The organism is Chloroflexota bacterium (assembly GCA_016219275.1).
Taxonomy (GTDB): Bacteria; Chloroflexota; Anaerolineae; order UBA4142; family UBA4142; genus JACRBM01.
Window position 1 is genome coordinate 17,579 of the sequence record JACRBM010000054.1, and the last position, 15,325, is coordinate 32,903.

A 15,325-nucleotide genomic window follows, 5' to 3' on the forward strand; every position below is an offset into this window, starting at 1 on the left:
GGTTGTCGCGCGTAATGTGGCGGCGGAGACTGCCCGCCCGTGCGGACGAGCCGTCCACACAACCGTTAGCTCACCGAACCTTTCGTCCAACCAGAACTGTTGTGAAAATCGGTGAGCGCATTCCCAGGCGGATTGATCGCATCACACGCCTGACGCTCGGCGGGACTCAACGACATGTCGAGCACGGGCAACAATTCGCGCAGTTGCGCGAGCGTGCGCGGTCCCATGATCGGCGCGGTGACGCCGGGTTGGTCTTTGCACCACAACAACGCGAGTTGCGACGGCGACTTGCCGAATTCACGCGCGCGCTCAATAAAATCCTGGGCGGCTTGGAGTGCGAGAGGGGTAATCCGTTGCGTGAACGCGCTCGCTATTTGTCGCGCCGCGCGCGAATCGCCGGGAATGTCGCCGTTCGTCGAATAACGCCCGGTCAAGATGCCCTGCCCCATCGGACCCCAGGGTAAAATCGCGACATTGTAACGCTCTGCCAGCGGTACCAATTCCTGTTCGATTCGCCGGTCGAGCAAATTGTACGGCGGCTGCGCGCTAATATAGCGCGCCCAGCCATATCGCTCACTCACTCCCAGGGCTTCCATCAACATCCACGCGGCATAGTTCGAGCAACCGATGTAACGCACCTTGCCCGCGCGCACCAAATCCGTCAACGCGCCGAGCGTTTCGTCAATCGGAATTTCCATACTGGGACGATGAATCTGATACAGATCAATATAGTCCGTGTTCAAACGGCGCAACGAATCCTCGCAACCCTGGATGATATGACGACGTGAATCGCCTTGATCGTTCACATCATCGCCTACCTTGCCGTGAACCTTGGTCGCGAGAATCACCTTGCTCCGTCGTCCCGCCAACGCCTTGCCGACAATCGTCTCGCTCACGCCAATGTTGTACGTGTCGGACGTATCAACGAAATTGATTCCAGCATCGAGCGCGGCGTGCGTAATCTCTATCGCATCGGCTTCATTCGTCGGTGTGCCAAAGTTCATCGTGCCCAAACACAACGACGAGACTCGCACACCAGTTCGTCCCAAAAGGCGGTACTCCAAATTAACTCCTTTGATGTAGGGCAATTTTCCAAATTGCCCGTGTTGGCTAGGAAAGCCAGGCAAATTGGAAATTTGCCCTACGTTTGAAATATCGAATTATAGAATTACCTTGCAACAATTGCATTGATCGCGAAGATTTTCAGAGAACCATTTGGCGTGTTTGGCATGTTTGGCACATTTGGCAGATTTGGTCATGGATCTGCCGCGCTACGGTTTCACCAAATACAAATTCACTCGCCCGCCCAGATCGGACGCGTAGAGAATTTGCTTGCCATCCCAGCTCCACGTTGGGTGACAATGCGCGCTCTGTGTATGCCACGACGTTTGGTGATTGCACAATACTTGTAATTTCGCCTCCTTGCCGGAAATGTCAATCAACACCAAATCGTCCACATCATCGCCGACTAGAATCGTATTGTCCGGATTCGCGTGATAGTGATTGCAGTAGAACGGCATATCCATTCGCTTGACGACATTGCCGTGACGATCTGCCAAGCCGACGAACGGAATCATCGCGTTCTGATTCACCGACACATTCGTCGCGACCGCTTGCGTCCGATCCGAGGTAATCGTGCCATCGTGCCCCGGTCCGCGATTGTCGAAAAAGAGATAGCCATCCTGGGTCCAGAATTCGTGCCCCACCGAATCTTGCTCGTCCTGGCGAAAGCAAGGTCGCGCCTCGCGCGAGACAAAATCTAAAAACCAGATGCGTTGCGTCACCAAGTTCCAGGGACCTTCGTGACAGAACGAACCCAGCGTGCTGTCGTCGGGACAAAATTGGAAATGCGCCGTCCAGTGCGTATCCTTGAACACGTCGAACCAACCAGAGCCGTCGAGATACGCCAACGTGATGCGACCATCCTTGATGCGATAGAAACTTTCTTTGAAACCGGAATAATTCGGACCACGCGGGACTCGCACATCTTCATTACGGGCGAACGCGATGTAACGCCGATTCTGCGCGATGGATGGCGCGCGAATCGTGAAATTGCCGGTCTCGGCATAGATCACCGAGATTTTCCCGGTCGTCGTATCAAGCAATTTGAATTTCTTGCCGGTGTGGTAAACGACGAGCTGGCTGTCCGGCGTTTTGGTTACGTTCCCCGACGCGTCCACCGTCTCTGATTCGTCGGTCAACTGTTCGATGATGCCGCTGTCGAGATCCATGCGAAACAGGTTGTAAAGCGGGTTTTCGTGCGGCGCGCGATTTTCGCCGGACGCGCGATCGGATCGAAAGATGATTTCGTTCTTGTGCGTATCGAACGAGTTTTCGGTAAAGTACAAATGTACATTATTGCCGGTCGTCGTCAATTGCTGAACGACGCGCCCGGTCTTGGCATCGTTGAATTCACGAATCTCCGATTTCCACTTGTCGCCGATCATGTTCCTTGTCTCTCTCCTGAATAGGCAAGTTGGAAACTTGCCCTACGATTCAAACAGACTGCGGTACGAGTCGCATTCGAAAACGCGTTGCGCTGTTGGGCAGTTCGATGGACAACCGCGTTAGCACACCTTGCCGGTGATTTTCGCGACACGCTTGTTCCAACCGCGTCGCGCGAAACGTCGCGCCGCGCGGCTCTTCGATGGAGAGCGCAAGCGCCGAGTGTTGTCCGACGATACGCGCGGTCGCGCCTTCGGCTTGCACGGAAAACCAGGTGACGAATGCTTCTTCGATGGCGAGCGGTGTGCCCTGGAATTCAAATACATCTTCTAATGAAGTTTCGCCGGTTCCCGGTGTCAAACGCAACGTGCGCCGCACCAGAGTGAGTCCCGACACATCGTACGCGTTTTGCATTTCGATCACGACGAATTTCGCGCCGGCTTGTTCGCCGTGCGCGATGATCTCGCCATGAAATTGTTTATGCCCGCCAAACTCGGGACCGGGCATCTGCAACTGTCCGCCGAGGCGCGGCACACTGTGACCGATTGAATTGCAAAACATATTCTCGTAGCGGGGTTGGCGAAAATACTCGCGACTGTACAGTCCGCGTCCTGGGTCGCACAACAAACTCTCGCCATCCACGTGCAAAATGAAATGACCGACATCGGTGTGACTGTGATGCCCGTCGTTATGCCCGGCTTTGGCGACGAGCGCAACCGGCTTGCTCGTTGATGTTTGCCCGGTCAGTTTGGCAATCGCGCAATCTGGCAAAAAGAAATCCTGTCGCGCCGATGCTGGTATCGGTGGCGGCGCGCCATCCCACCACGCCATGTCGCGCAAGACAATCGCGAGCTTCGCCGTTGAACCACTACTTGCCTCCAAGTGATCGGGGTCGAGCACCAACGCGCGCAAATCATTCACGCCAGTTCGTTCGGCAATACGCTGGACGATACCGGGCGCAAGCGCGGCTTCTTCGACCGCGTCGCCAAAGTTGACGAACACGCCGCGCGACAATGCCATGCCTAGCGGATAACGCGCGATATCGCGCAAGCGCGGCGCGGCGAGCAGATCGAGTTTGCCGTTCGTTCTCTCGCGCAACAATTCGGCGAGCGTGACATAGTACATCAAACCGTAATTCCAGTACGAGATGCCTTCAATCGAGCCGCCGTCGGGTTCAAAGCCGGTCGCGATGTACGCTTCGAATCCTTCCAGGACAAGCGATAACGCTTCGGCGAGCGTACGCGGATCGCGTTCGAGCCGGAGAAACGCGAGTCCAATCGCGCCATTGCAAACGCCGTTCCAATTGAGCGCGCCTTTGTACCACCAATGTTTGCGCGCGTACGCGAGGTACGGTTTGAAAATGTGGCGCTCGACCTGTTGTCGAACGCGCTGCACCACTTCGGGCGCGAGCCGGTCGCCGAGCCAGTGAATCGTTTCGGCAAGACTCGCGCCGGTCTCGGCGGCGAACAGGTCAATCGAATCCGGTTCGCGCGTGAGCATCGTGTGCGCGCCCCAGGACTGGGCACGCGGCGAGGGATGCAATTCCCAAAAGTCAGGACCCTGTTCTTCATGCGCCGGCAAAAGCCAGGTCGTTTCTTCGCAAATGCTCCAGAGCAAATCGTGCACGTGGTCGCGCATCGAATCATCACCCAGCATCATTTCGACGACGGCGCGCGTCAGCAGCGAGCGTTTGAGATAGTACGGTTGTTGATAACCGTCGCGCATTCCGGTGTATTCAAATTCGCGGTACAGTGTGTACGGAGTTTGCGGAATCGCCTTGAGATCCGGCGCGGCGCGGCGAATCATTTCCAACATAGATGCGCGCGCAGGCGATTGTCGGATCCGACTAATCAGGTCTTCGGTTGGCGCGTTGATTTCCAGTAGCGTTTCAAGTTTGGTCGGCATGGCTTCCCTAATCAGTTTTGGATTTACGGCGTCAAGACATCGAGACGCAGGCGCAAATAATGCCCCTGCGTCCCAGCGCAAATAATCGCCGTTGCGCGCCTAGTGGTTCGCTAAAAAATCTTGGCGCGCCGGCGCGAACGCATCAATCAGAACCGTCGGAGCATACGTCACGATATTGTGTTTGACATTCGACGGAACATAGTAACTGCCCCCGGCGCGCAAACGCACGGGCGGCTCACCTTCCACGATAAAATCAATTTCGCCGGCGACGACGTAACCAACTTGCTCATGCGGATGACTGTGTAGCCACGATGCGACACCCGCATCGAAATTGAATTGCACAAGCATCAAGCCATCGCCGAACGCGAGCACGCGGCGTTCCGCGCCATCCGGCGTTTTCACCGCCGGCGCATCAGTTGCATGAATGGTCGTGAGCATTTTCAATTCTCCGCCATGCCGGCTAGTTTGAGCTGGTCGGCGAGATGACACGCAACCCAGTGATCGTGCGAGAGTTCGCGCCACTCGGGTATTTGCGCGCGGCAAATATCTTTGGCGTACCGGCAACGCGGATGAAATTTGCAACCTGAAGGCGGATTCGCCGGATTCGGCACATCGCCCGGCAACAAGAGTCGCTTGATCTGTCGGTCTGGGTCCGAACTCGGTACGGCAGAGAGCAACGCTTCGGTGTACGGATGGTACGGCTTGGCGTACAACTCTTCCGCTGGCGCAAGCTCGACGATGCCGCCGAGATACATGACCGCGACGCGGTCGCTGATATGCTCGACGACCGAGAGATCGTGCGAGATGAAAAGATACGTCAAGCCGAGCGACTTTTGCAGATCGCGCAACAAGTTGACGACCTGGGCTTGAATCGAAACATCCAACGCGCTGACCGGTTCGTCGCACACGATGAACTTGGGGTTGAGCGCGAGCGCGCGCGCCACGCCGATGCGTTGGCGCTGTCCGCCGGAGAAGGCGTACGGATAGCGATTCATGTGCTGGACGCGCATCCCCACACATTCGAGCAATTCGCGCACGCGCGCTTTTAACTCATCGCCCTTGGCGACTCCATGAATCATCAACGGCTCGGCGACAATTTCCATCACCGTCATGCGCGGATCGAGCGACGAGAACGGATCCTGGAAAATGATTTGCATCTCGCGGCGAAACGGTTTCATTTCGCCGCGCGGCACCTTGGACAGTTCGACCAGCGTGTCATCGCGCCGATACCACACCTCACCTGCGGTCGGATCCATCGCGCGCAGGATCACGCGTCCCGTCGTCGTCTTGCCGCACCCCGATTCGCCGACCAGTCCGAGCGTTTCACCTTGACGAATGAAGAAACTAACATCATCCACCGCGCGAACATGACCGACCACGCGTTTGAGCAAACCTTTTTGGATCGGAAAATATTTTTTGAGATTTTTGACATCGAGGAGAACTGGATTAGTGTTCACGCATCTCGCCTCATATTTCATTGATACAAGGTGCAACGCACCCAATGTCCGGGCTTGACTTCAGTCAAAGGCACATCCGCCGGACCCTGGCACGCGGTTTTCTTTTGCGCCGCACACCGCGGGAAGAACGCGCAACCCTGGGGAATCGAAAACGGATCGGGCACGCTGCCGGCAATCGGCACGAGACGTTCCTTGATGCCGCGCCCCATTTTCGGCACGGACTGCATCAAGCCCACCGTGTAAGGATGTCGCGGATCGTGGTAAATCGCGCGCGCCGTGCCGGTTTCCACGATCTTGCCCATGTACATCACCGCGACGCGATTCGCCATTTCCGCGACCACGCCGAGATTGTGCGTAATGATCAAGATCGCCATCTGGAATTGCTCTTGCAACGCTTTCATCGTTTCGAGAATTTGCGCTTGAATCGTCACGTCGAGCGCGGTCGTCGGTTCGTCCGCAATCAACAGCGCGGGATTGCAAGATAACGCCATCGCGATCATCGCGCGCTGGCGCATGCCGCCGGAAAATTGGTGGGGGAAATCGTGAAAGCGTTGTTCCGGCATCGCGATGCCGACCTGACGCAACATCGCGATCGTGCGTTCTTTCGCTTCGGCTTTGGTAACCTGCTGGTGCAATTCGATCGCTTCCATGATCTGGCTGCCGACGGTATGCACCGGCGAAAGCGACGTCATCGGCTCTTGAAAAATCATCGCGATGTCATTGCCGCGAATGCTGCGAATTTCGTCGCCGCGTGGATCAACTTGCGCGAGATCTATTTTTTCGCCGTTAATGCGATGATACAGAATTTCGCCCTCGACAATCCGCGAGTACTTGGGTGGGAGGAGGCGCAAGATGGAATACGCGGTGACCGATTTGCCGCACCCCGATTCGCCCACCAAGCCCAGGGTTTCGCGCGGCGCGATGGTCAGCGAAACACCATCCACAGCGCGCACGGTACCATCCAACGTATCAAAGTAGGTTTTGAGATTCTTGATCTCGATCAGATTCTTGGCATTTTTCGTCGTCATCATCACATCCTGTTGGCAGATGGCAGATGGCTAATGGCAAATTGCGTATTGGATTTGCTATTCGCTATCCGCGATTCGCCATTCACTATTCGCTATTCGCTATCCGCCATTTGCCATTAGCGAGCATACGGGTCCGCGGCGTCGCGCAAACCATCGCCGAAAAAGTTGAGCGCCAGTACCGCCACCGCGATAAAAAGTACGGGAGACAACAGCCAGGGCGCTTGACGAATCGTGTGCAAGTTCTGCGCTTCTTGCAACAACACACCCCAACTGATCGTCGGCGGGCGCAAACCAATGCCAAAGAACGAGAGGGTGGATTCGGCGATAATCATACGCGGCATGACGAGCGTTGCAATCACGATGATGTGCCCGAACACGGCTGGAATCAGGTGACGAAAGATGACCCAGCGATCACTCGCGCCGGAGAGTTGAGCGGCGAGAACGAATTCCTCTTCGCGCACTGCCAGCACCTTGCCGCGCAACTGTCGCGCCAACCACGTCCAGCCGACGAAGGACAGAATGATCGTGATCCCGAAATATTGTTGCTCCGACGTCCAGTGCTGCGGAAGCGCGGCAGATAACGCCATCCACAACGGGATCGTGGGGAAAGAGCGAATCACTTCGATGGTGCGCTGCATAATGTTGTCAACCCAGCCGCCAAAGTAACCCGACACTACGCCGAGCACAGAACCCAAGAGCAGACTGAGAAAGACGCCGACTAAACCAATCGTCAGCGAAATCTGGCTGCCGATCACGAGCCGCGAGACCATATCGCGTCCCTGGCGATCACTCCCCAACAGAAAGATACCAATGTCTTTGTCGGCAACTCCGTAAAGGTGGACATCCGTCTCAATGAATCCGAAAAGTTTGTAGGGTTGATCGTGGACAAAGAACTGAACCGGGATGATGCGGCTCGTGTCCGTGCCAAAGACCATCGCCAATGTTTCGGGATCGCGCTTGGCAGTCAAGCCATGAATGTACAAACCATGTTCGAGATCCCAGTGCAAACCCTGGGGCGGAGCGAAGAGATAGGTCGTGAAACGTTGATCGCCGCCGTATGGCGCAAGGAAACCGGCAAAGATCGCCATCACGTACGACAGCACGACCACGCTGCCGCCGACCGTCGCCGCGCGCGAACGCACGAACTTGCGCCACATCAACTGCCATTGCGAAAGAGCAAAACGCGATTCTTCTTCAGCCCGTTTCGCCAGGACGTCCGTGGCGACTTGATATTGTTGTGGTTGAACTGCACTCATTCTAATCTGATCCTTGGGTCAACCCACGCCAAGGCAATATCTGCCAGCAGGTTGCCCACCATGAGTAAGAATGCTAAAAAGAGCAAGATCGTTCCGGCGAGATACATATCCATGCTCAACAACGCGTCAAGGAGAATGCGTCCGATGGTTGGCAAGGTAAGGACGATGCCCAGCGTCGTCGCGCCGTTGAACAACTCCGGCAACTGCATCCCCATCACACTAATGAGCGGATTGATCGCCACGCGCACGGCATACTTGTTGACGACGACGTTCTCTTTCAACCCTTTGGCGCGCGCGGTCGTGATGTACTGCTGACCCAGGACATCGAGCAGACTACCGCGCATGATGCGAATCAACTGTGCCATACCTGCCGCGCCGAGCATCAGCGAGGGCCAGATGAGATGATTGAGCAGATCGAGGACTTTTTCAATTGACCACGGCGCTTTCTCCATGCCGCTCGAAAACAGACCGGTGACCGAGGCGTTGAAAGCGAAAATACCGATTGCGAGATACAACAAGGCGAGCGCAAAGTCGGGGATGGATAAACCCAGGAAACCCAGGAAGGAGAACGTAATGTCGCCCTTGGAGTACTGATGCGTGGCAGAATAAATCCCAATCGGAATGGCGATAATCCACGTGAACGCAAGCCCGATCATGGTGATCAAGAGCGTCCATCCCATATAGTCCCAAATCAATTCACCCACCGGTCGTTTGTATTGAAGCGAATAGCCAAAGTCACCATGCGTAAAACCGGCGATCCAGGTCACGTATTGCAGATACGCGGGTTGATCGAGTCCATATTGATGCCGCAAATTCTCGATGGTGGCTTGATCCAAACTCGAACCGCTCGTGCCGACATTGGCGGCGAACCGATCCATAAAATCGCCGGGCGGCAATCGGATGATGATAAACGCGCACAACGAGACGAGAAACAAAGTCGGGATCATCGCTAACAAGCGCCGGATGATGTAGGTTACCATAGCGAGCTCCTGGAGTAGGGGCGGGGTGACACCGCCCCTACCTACCTGCATGTTACTTCTTGAAGAACCAGTGGCTTGGATCCAGGTTACCCGGCGACATATAGATCCAGTCGGCGGTGTACTTTTCTGGAACATTGGCTTTCATGTTGTTCTTGACGACTTGGACAGAGGGGAGCATGCCCACAGTTTGGATCGTCCACACTTCTTCAGTCGCGATCTTGACCATTTGCTTGCCCAGATCAAGTTGCTTGGATGGATCAATCGTTGCCTTGAACTGATTGTAGAGCGATTGGACGTCAGCCATCTTGCCAGTTGGCTTGATGCCTTCCTTGCCGCTGGTGTTATAGTACACACCATAGGCGGGCGCCATCCACGACCGATTGTCAAAGGGGAAGATGTAGATGGGGTCCACGAATGGACTCAGACCACGATCAGTTCCCCAAACTGAGATTTGCACCTTATTGCCAGTTGCGTTCGACCAGAACAGATCGCGGTTCTCTGGCTTGAGCGCGGTCTTGATGCCCACCGCGTTCCAGTTCTCGGTGATGAGTTGCAGCGCATCCAAATCCGCGCCGGCATTGCGATCGGTTTCGATGGTGATTTCGAGCGGCTTGCCATCCGGGCGCAGACGCACCTTGCCGTCGGGTCCCATCTTCAAGCCGGCTTTGTCGAGGAACTCGCCAGCTTTCTTGGGATCAAAGTCGGTGTAAAGATTTTCGACTTCGGGCACGTAGTACGGTGAATCCGGCACGACCATCTCGGAGCGAATCACACCTTGATCGAGGTACGAGATGGAATTGATCTTCTTGCGGTCAATCGCGTAGGAGAGCGCGATGCGAAAGTCCTTGTTCTGGAAAATGTCACGCAAGACATTGTCGTCGGCGTAACTCTGGTTGGGCCAGAGCACGAGAGTAGAACCTTGCGCGTTGGGCCATTTCATGACGGTAAAGTCGCACGCCTTTTCCTTTTCCTTCAACAGCGGAAAGTTCTTGAGGTCAATGCTGCGGAACTGGTTGTCCAGATTACAGCCCAGCATCAAGGCGGAAACACCGTCATTGTTCTGGACCAAGGTGTAATCGAGTGTGTCAATGTAGGGGAGTTGTTGACCCTTTTCGTCCACCTTCCAGTAGTACGGATTGCGGCTCGCGATCATTTTCGCATCGCCGGCTTTGTATTGCGTGACAACCCACGGGGTCATCGCCGGACGTTCTGGGTTCAGGTCGTCCGCTTTTTCGTTGAACGTCTTGTAGTCTTTGATCGCCGTGTTGTACTTGGGATGGAATTGCTTCAGATAGTGCGCCGGGGCAAACGCGCCAAACCGCTCAAAGTTGAGCGGCCATTGATTGCCATGGAACGCCAACATGTTGAGGACCAAACCATTGGGTCCATCAAAGTTGTACTGAATCGTGATGTCGTCAACCTTCTTCAACGTCATCGGCTTGCCGTTGACCACCCACTCGGCGTGCGGCGCGGCGGTCAGCTCTTTGTTTTGTTCGATGTCTTCCCACCAGAAGATGATGTCGTCCACCGTCCAGGGCTTGCCATCCGACCACTTGAGCCCCTTGCGGAAGTACAGCGTGAGCGATTTGCCATCCGCGCTGAATTCCCATTTGTACGCCAAACCGGGTTGGATGGGATCCTTGGCGTTGCGGGGCCAACGCAGGATCGGCTCATAGTTGAGACGACCGTACGCGTGAAAGTCAGACGGACCTTTCCAGGCGTACCGCCACGTCCCACCATATTGACCAACTTCGGCGATTGGTTTCATAACCAACGGTTGCTCGGCGACACGTTGTTCCACCGGCGGCAATTTGCCGGCTTTGACCAAATCCGCGAGCATCGGGGATTCGACGTACTTGGGCGTGGCTGGTACTGCCGCGGTCGTTGGTTTGGGGGCTTCCGTCGCTTTAGGCGCTGCCGTCGGCGCCATCGTCGGCGCGGGTACCTTGGTCGGTTCGGGCGCGGCGCACGCAACCATCACGAGCGCGACGCACAAAGTCAATACGATCAAAATGAATCGCTTGTTCATCGTTCTTCCTCCTCTTTGAGACTGGGTGACTTTTTGTTCGGACAGTATTCTGCTTACCGGGGGAGGCACCTCCTTTCGAACGCAAATTCCGCGCAAGACGATAGCCCGGATCGCTCAAGACGATTTCGGCGTAACGCCCATCGCCCGGCGACGCTAGACGCCGCAGCGTGCGTCAGACCTGCGTCGCCCGCACCAACGCGTCAATCGCGCTCGCCGGGGTGCCAGGACTGACGCCGCCGCCGGCGGAGAGAACCAAACCGCGTCCATTCGTTTTGCGAATGCACTCGCGCGCCCAGGTCTCGACTTGCTCAGCGGTACCTTCCGCCATCACCGAGTACGGCGGCACGTTGCCCATCAACGCGATGCCGGGCATCGCGGCTTGCACCGTCGCGATGTCCATCTCGTGCGAAAAATTGAACACATCGAAACCGAGCGTCGCGAGCGGCTTGCACAAATGCATGCACGGCGTATCGTTGTGCAACACCTTGACGAGTCCGTCGAACTCGCGAAAGATACGCGAGAAATGCGGGCGCACGAATTGCTCGAACATGTCTGGCGAGACCATACCCATAATATCGTCGAGCACCATGATGCCGGCGGGCGCGTGGAGCGTATCGAGTTGCGCGCGCAAAAACGCAATGATCGTGGTCGTGAGTGTTTCGAGAAAATGTTGAATCGTGTCCGGCTCAGAAGCAAGCGTGATCATGAAATCGGTCGCGCCGAGAATCCAATTCGCCACCGCGAACGGTCCCCGCGCGGTGACCATCTTTACTTCGATGCCTTGCGGCAACAACCGTTTTTCCAAATCGGCGTAGCGTTTGAGGACGAGCGGCATCAAGCCGTGCTCGTACGGATCGGGCGGCTCGATGTCCACGAGCGCGGCAAGCCCGCCGCGCACCGCTTCAATCGAAGGCGGGCGGTCGTGGTGCCACAGCACACGCGCGCCAAACCCCGATGGTTCCGCCGCCATCCCGTACTCGATCCAAAAGCCAGGAATCCACGCGACCTCCGGAAAGCGCGTGAGCAAATCGAGATTGAGCTTGAGCCACACCTCTTCGCGCAAAAAATAATCGAGCGTGTCAACGCCGGCGTAACCAGGTAGCCACGGGCTGTCCACGATCAAGGCGACGGGGACGCGGTCGGCGGTACCGCCGCGCGCCACGGTTGCAAAACGATCCCAGGGTGTCATGCGCGTTCCTTTCCATTCACACTGACCGGCGCGGTAGATTCGCGCACGATCAGCGGAGAATCGAGCAGCGTGAAACCTTCACTGCGAATCGGCTCGTTGCGCGCGATCTGCAGAATCAAGCGCATCGCGAGCTTGCCCATGCGATACTTGGGTTGCGCGATCGTCGTGAGCGGCGGATTCGCGTGCGCCGCCATCGCGATGTCGTCAAAGCCGACGACCGACACATCTTCCGGCACGCGCAACCGATGCGCGCGAATCGCGTGCAACGCGCCGAGCGCCATCACGTCGTTGTACGCAAGCACCGCCGTCGGGCGCGCGTCTTGGGCGAGCGACAACAGCGCGCTCATCGCTTGAAACGCGCCGTCCACATTCGGAAAACTCGCGGGGCACCATTCATCCGGCAAACACAATCCCACTTCTTGCAAGGCGATTTCGATGCCGTGTCGTCGCACGCGCGAGGTTGTCGAGGCGGCGGGACCGGCGAGGTACGCGAGGCGCGTGTGACCCAGGTTGAGCAAGTGACGCGCCGCGCGATACGTGGCGTTTTCAAAATCAACGAGGATGCACGGAATTTCCGGATGCACGACCTTGCGATTGAGCAGCACCATAGGGGTATTGTGTTGTTCGCGCAGCGCGATCAAATCTAGATCGGCGAGACGCGACCCGCAAACAATAATCCCGTCCAAGGGTTTGGTCAGCGTCATTTCCAGCAAGTCGCGTTCGCGGCGCATGTCTTCGGCGAAATCCACCAACATCATCATCCACGCATTCGCGGCGGCTTCGTCTTCAATTCCGCGCACGATTTCGCTGAAAAACGGATTGAGCAGATCGGGAATCGAAACGGCAATCGTGTCGCGATAAAGCGCGAAGGTCGCGCGCGACATTTCGTAACCGAGGGCGTGCATCGAGGCGAGCACACGCGCGCGAACATTATCGCGCACGGGCGCGTTGTTGTGAATCACGCGAGAAACGGTCGCCGGGGAAACGTGCGCGTGTCGCGCAACGTCGAGTAACTTGGGTCGAGCCGAGGCGTCTTTGCCCACCAGAGCACTCTTTCTGAAAATAGTGAAAATTCAACGACGATTTTCAGTCAGAGAATACTCGGATTTTCTGAAAATGTCAATTTTTGCGATTCGCGGGGCAAACCGTCCGATGAGAAACAAGATACCAGGTTTCTTGGGGAAACCTGGTATCTGTCGAACGGCTTTATTTACCTACCGCGCGCAACATCTCTTCCACGCTCGAAAACTTGACGCGCGGACGACCTTGTTCCGCGCCGCGCGCCAGTTCCAGTTTATCGAGCTTGACCCAATCCGCGAACGCGATGAAACGCGGTTGGCGTTCGACAATCAATCGCTCCGCGCTCGACGCGTCCGGATGCGCGGGCGTGAACGTTGCGCCCTGGGTTGCATCTTCGAGCATCTCATTGACGGTCTCGACCGAGTCTGGCTTGTTCGTGCCGATCACGCCGCTCGGTCCGCGCTTGATCCAACCGGACGCGTACATGCCGGCGAGTGGTTGTTTCGTTTGCGGATCCAGCACGCGACCCTGTTCGTTGAGAATGACGCCCCATTTGTCGTGGAACGGTACGTCGGGCAACGCGACGCCGCGATAACCGACCGAGCGAAACACCAAGCCGACCTCTAGTTCTTCGAATTGATTCGTGGCTTTCGCGCTCAACGCGCCCGACTCGGATGCGACAAGTGTGTTGCGGACGAGCCGCATTTTCGTCACGCGTCCTGCGTCATCGCCGACGAGTTCCACCGGCGAAACGAGAAAGCGCACGTGCAACCGGCGCGATTTGCCCGACGGTTTGCGAAGCGCGTACCCTTGCAGAATCTCGACTTTTTTTCGCGTCATCGGATCGGTATCTTTTTCCAATTCTGCGCGACTGAGCGCATCGAGTTCCACCTCATCGGCGCGCGTGAACACATCCGCATCCTGCATCTCGCCAACCTCTTTGATTTCCGGATTCGTGAACGCGGCTTGGACGGGTCCGCGTCGTCCCAACAAGTACACTTCTTTGATGTTGCTCTGACTCAACGCGTCGAGCGCGTGAGAAGCAATATCGGTTTGCATCAGTTCGGCGCGCGTGCGCGAGAGAATCCGCGCGACATCAATCGCGACGTTACCCACGCCGACAACCGCGGCGCGCTCCACGGACAAATCGAATTGGCAGTCGGCGTAATCCGGGTGTCCGTTGTACCACGCGACGAACTCGGTTGCCGGATGACTGCCGCGCAGGTCTTCGCCGGGAATGCCCATCCGCCGGTCGGTCTGCGCGCCGGTCGCGAATAAAACTTGGTGGTAGAAATCCTTAAGGTCGGCGAGCGCAAGATGTTTGCCGAACTCGACGTTGCCGTAGAATCGAAACCGCGCGTCCGCCGCGATCTTTTCGTACACCTTCGTGACGCTTTTGATTTTAGGATGATCGGGAGCAACCCCGCCGCGCACCAACCCGTACGGCGTCGGCAAGCGGTCGAACATATCCACTTGGGCTAGCACGCTGGTTTGCTTGAAGAGCGCCTCGGCGGCATAGAACGCGGCGGGACCCGAACCGATGATCGCGACTCGCACAGGGTTCGATAACGTGCCCAAGTGCGCCATTACGCCTCCATGACCTGGGTTTCAAGGGTTTCGATTTCGCCCTGGTATTCGGCGAGCACGGCTTTGACGACATCGCCAATCGAAACGACGCCGACGAGTTTCCCTTGCTCGACGACCGGCAGATGGCGAAAACGCCCCTCAGTCATGCGATGCATCACCGACTTGAGATCATCGTCCGGCGTGCCTGTCACCACGCGTTCCGTCATCACGTGACTGACCGGCAACAAGAAAAGGTCTTCACGATACATCGCCTGGCGCACAATGTCGCGCTCGGAGAGCATCCCAACCAGTTTGCCCGCCTCGTCCACGACAACCAATGCGCCGATATTGTGTTTACCCAACAAGATCACCGCATCCTTGAGCGACTGTTCCGGGTGAATAGTGATGGAATTGGCGCCCTTGGTGGCAAGAATGTTTTGAATTTTCATC

General features: G+C 56.6%; 13 protein-coding genes. All 13 read right to left on the reverse strand.

Annotated elements, in window-relative coordinates:
- Positions 1-65 precede the first annotated feature (65 nt).
- Positions 66-1,004, reverse strand: coding sequence for an aldo/keto reductase (locus tag HY868_13895; protein ID MBI5303221.1), 939 nt, complete (start codon positions 1,002-1,004; stop codon positions 66-68).
- A 267-nt stretch (positions 1,005-1,271) separates the two neighbouring features.
- Positions 1,272-2,447, reverse strand: coding sequence for a PD40 domain-containing protein (locus tag HY868_13900; protein MBI5303222.1), 1,176 nt, complete (start codon positions 2,445-2,447; stop codon positions 1,272-1,274).
- Positions 2,448-2,496: 49 nt separating this feature from the next.
- Entirely contained in the window at positions 2,497-4,350 is a 1,854-nt protein-coding gene (locus HY868_13905; protein MBI5303223.1) for a heparinase II/III family protein, read from the reverse strand.
- 99 nt (positions 4,351-4,449) lie between these two features.
- A complete protein-coding gene (locus HY868_13910) occupies positions 4,450-4,788 on the reverse strand; it encodes a cupin domain-containing protein (protein ID MBI5303224.1) in 339 nt (112 codons plus the stop codon).
- Positions 4,789-4,790: 2 nt separating this feature from the next.
- A complete protein-coding gene (locus HY868_13915) occupies positions 4,791-5,828 on the reverse strand; it encodes an ATP-binding cassette domain-containing protein (GenBank protein ID MBI5303225.1) in 1,038 nt (345 codons plus the stop codon).
- The gene (locus HY868_13920) at positions 5,825-6,838 is read right to left on the reverse strand and encodes an ABC transporter ATP-binding protein (protein ID MBI5303226.1); all 1,014 of its coding nucleotides are present in this window, start codon (positions 6,836-6,838) and stop codon (positions 5,825-5,827) included. Before HY868_13920 ends, HY868_13915 begins: the two co-directional genes overlap by 4 nt.
- 113 nt (positions 6,839-6,951) lie before the next feature.
- Complete coding sequence (locus HY868_13925; protein MBI5303227.1) at positions 6,952-8,091, reverse strand: ABC transporter permease; 1,140 nt, start codon at positions 8,089-8,091, stop codon at positions 6,952-6,954.
- The gene (locus HY868_13930; protein ID MBI5303228.1) at positions 8,088-9,071 is read right to left on the reverse strand and encodes an ABC transporter permease; all 984 of its coding nucleotides are present in this window, start codon (positions 9,069-9,071) and stop codon (positions 8,088-8,090) included. The genes HY868_13925 and HY868_13930 overlap by 4 nt, the downstream gene beginning before the upstream one ends.
- A gap of 52 nt (positions 9,072-9,123) precedes the next feature.
- Positions 9,124-11,100, reverse strand: a complete 1,977-nt coding sequence (locus tag HY868_13935; protein MBI5303229.1) for a hypothetical protein — start codon at positions 11,098-11,100, stop codon at positions 9,124-9,126.
- Between the two features lie 172 nt (positions 11,101-11,272).
- Positions 11,273-12,289 (reverse strand): uroporphyrinogen decarboxylase, encoded by a 1,017-nt coding sequence (locus HY868_13940; GenBank protein MBI5303230.1) that lies wholly within the window; start codon positions 12,287-12,289, stop codon positions 11,273-11,275.
- Positions 12,286-13,332 (reverse strand): LacI family DNA-binding transcriptional regulator, encoded by a 1,047-nt coding sequence (locus tag HY868_13945; GenBank protein ID MBI5303231.1) that lies wholly within the window; start codon positions 13,330-13,332, stop codon positions 12,286-12,288. Before HY868_13945 ends, HY868_13940 begins: the two co-directional genes overlap by 4 nt.
- A 163-nt stretch (positions 13,333-13,495) precedes the next feature.
- Positions 13,496-14,896 carry an FAD-dependent oxidoreductase gene (locus HY868_13950; GenBank protein ID MBI5303232.1) on the reverse strand — a complete coding sequence of 467 codons (1,401 nt, stop codon included), beginning with the start codon at positions 14,894-14,896 and terminating at the stop codon, positions 13,496-13,498.
- Positions 14,896-15,324, reverse strand: coding sequence for a CBS domain-containing protein (locus tag HY868_13955; protein MBI5303233.1), 429 nt, complete (start codon positions 15,322-15,324; stop codon positions 14,896-14,898). The genes HY868_13950 and HY868_13955 overlap by 1 nt, the downstream gene beginning before the upstream one ends.
- Between the last annotated feature and the right edge of the window lies 1 nt (position 15,325).

Bases quoted from the DNA above. Each gene is read 5' to 3' on its own strand.
- HY868_13925 (MBI5303227.1), bottom strand. From the start codon at position 8,091: ATGAGTGCAGTTCAACCACAACAATATCAAGTCGCCACGGACGTCCTG.
- HY868_13930 (MBI5303228.1), bottom strand. From the start codon at position 9,071: ATGGTAACCTACATCATCCGGCGCTTGTTAGCGATGATCCCGACTTTG.
- HY868_13940 (MBI5303230.1), bottom strand. From the start codon at position 12,289: ATGACACCCTGGGATCGTTTTGCAACCGTGGCGCGCGGCGGTACCGCC.
- HY868_13915 (MBI5303225.1), bottom strand. From the start codon at position 5,828: ATGAAATATGAGGCGAGATGCGTGAACACTAATCCAGTTCTCCTCGAT.
- HY868_13955 (MBI5303233.1), bottom strand. From the start codon at position 15,324: ATGAAAATTCAAAACATTCTTGCCACCAAGGGCGCCAATTCCATCACT.
- HY868_13935 (MBI5303229.1), bottom strand. From the start codon at position 11,100: ATGAACAAGCGATTCATTTTGATCGTATTGACTTTGTGCGTCGCGCTC.
- HY868_13905 (MBI5303223.1), bottom strand. From the start codon at position 4,350: ATGCCGACCAAACTTGAAACGCTACTGGAAATCAACGCGCCAACCGAA.
- HY868_13950 (MBI5303232.1), bottom strand. From the start codon at position 14,896: ATGGCGCACTTGGGCACGTTATCGAACCCTGTGCGAGTCGCGATCATC.
- HY868_13910 (MBI5303224.1), bottom strand. From the start codon at position 4,788: ATGCTCACGACCATTCATGCAACTGATGCGCCGGCGGTGAAAACGCCG.
- HY868_13920 (MBI5303226.1), bottom strand. From the start codon at position 6,838: ATGATGACGACGAAAAATGCCAAGAATCTGATCGAGATCAAGAATCTC.
- HY868_13895 (MBI5303221.1), bottom strand. From the start codon at position 1,004: ATGAACTTTGGCACACCGACGAATGAAGCCGATGCGATAGAGATTACG.
- HY868_13900 (MBI5303222.1), bottom strand. From the start codon at position 2,447: ATGATCGGCGACAAGTGGAAATCGGAGATTCGTGAATTCAACGATGCC.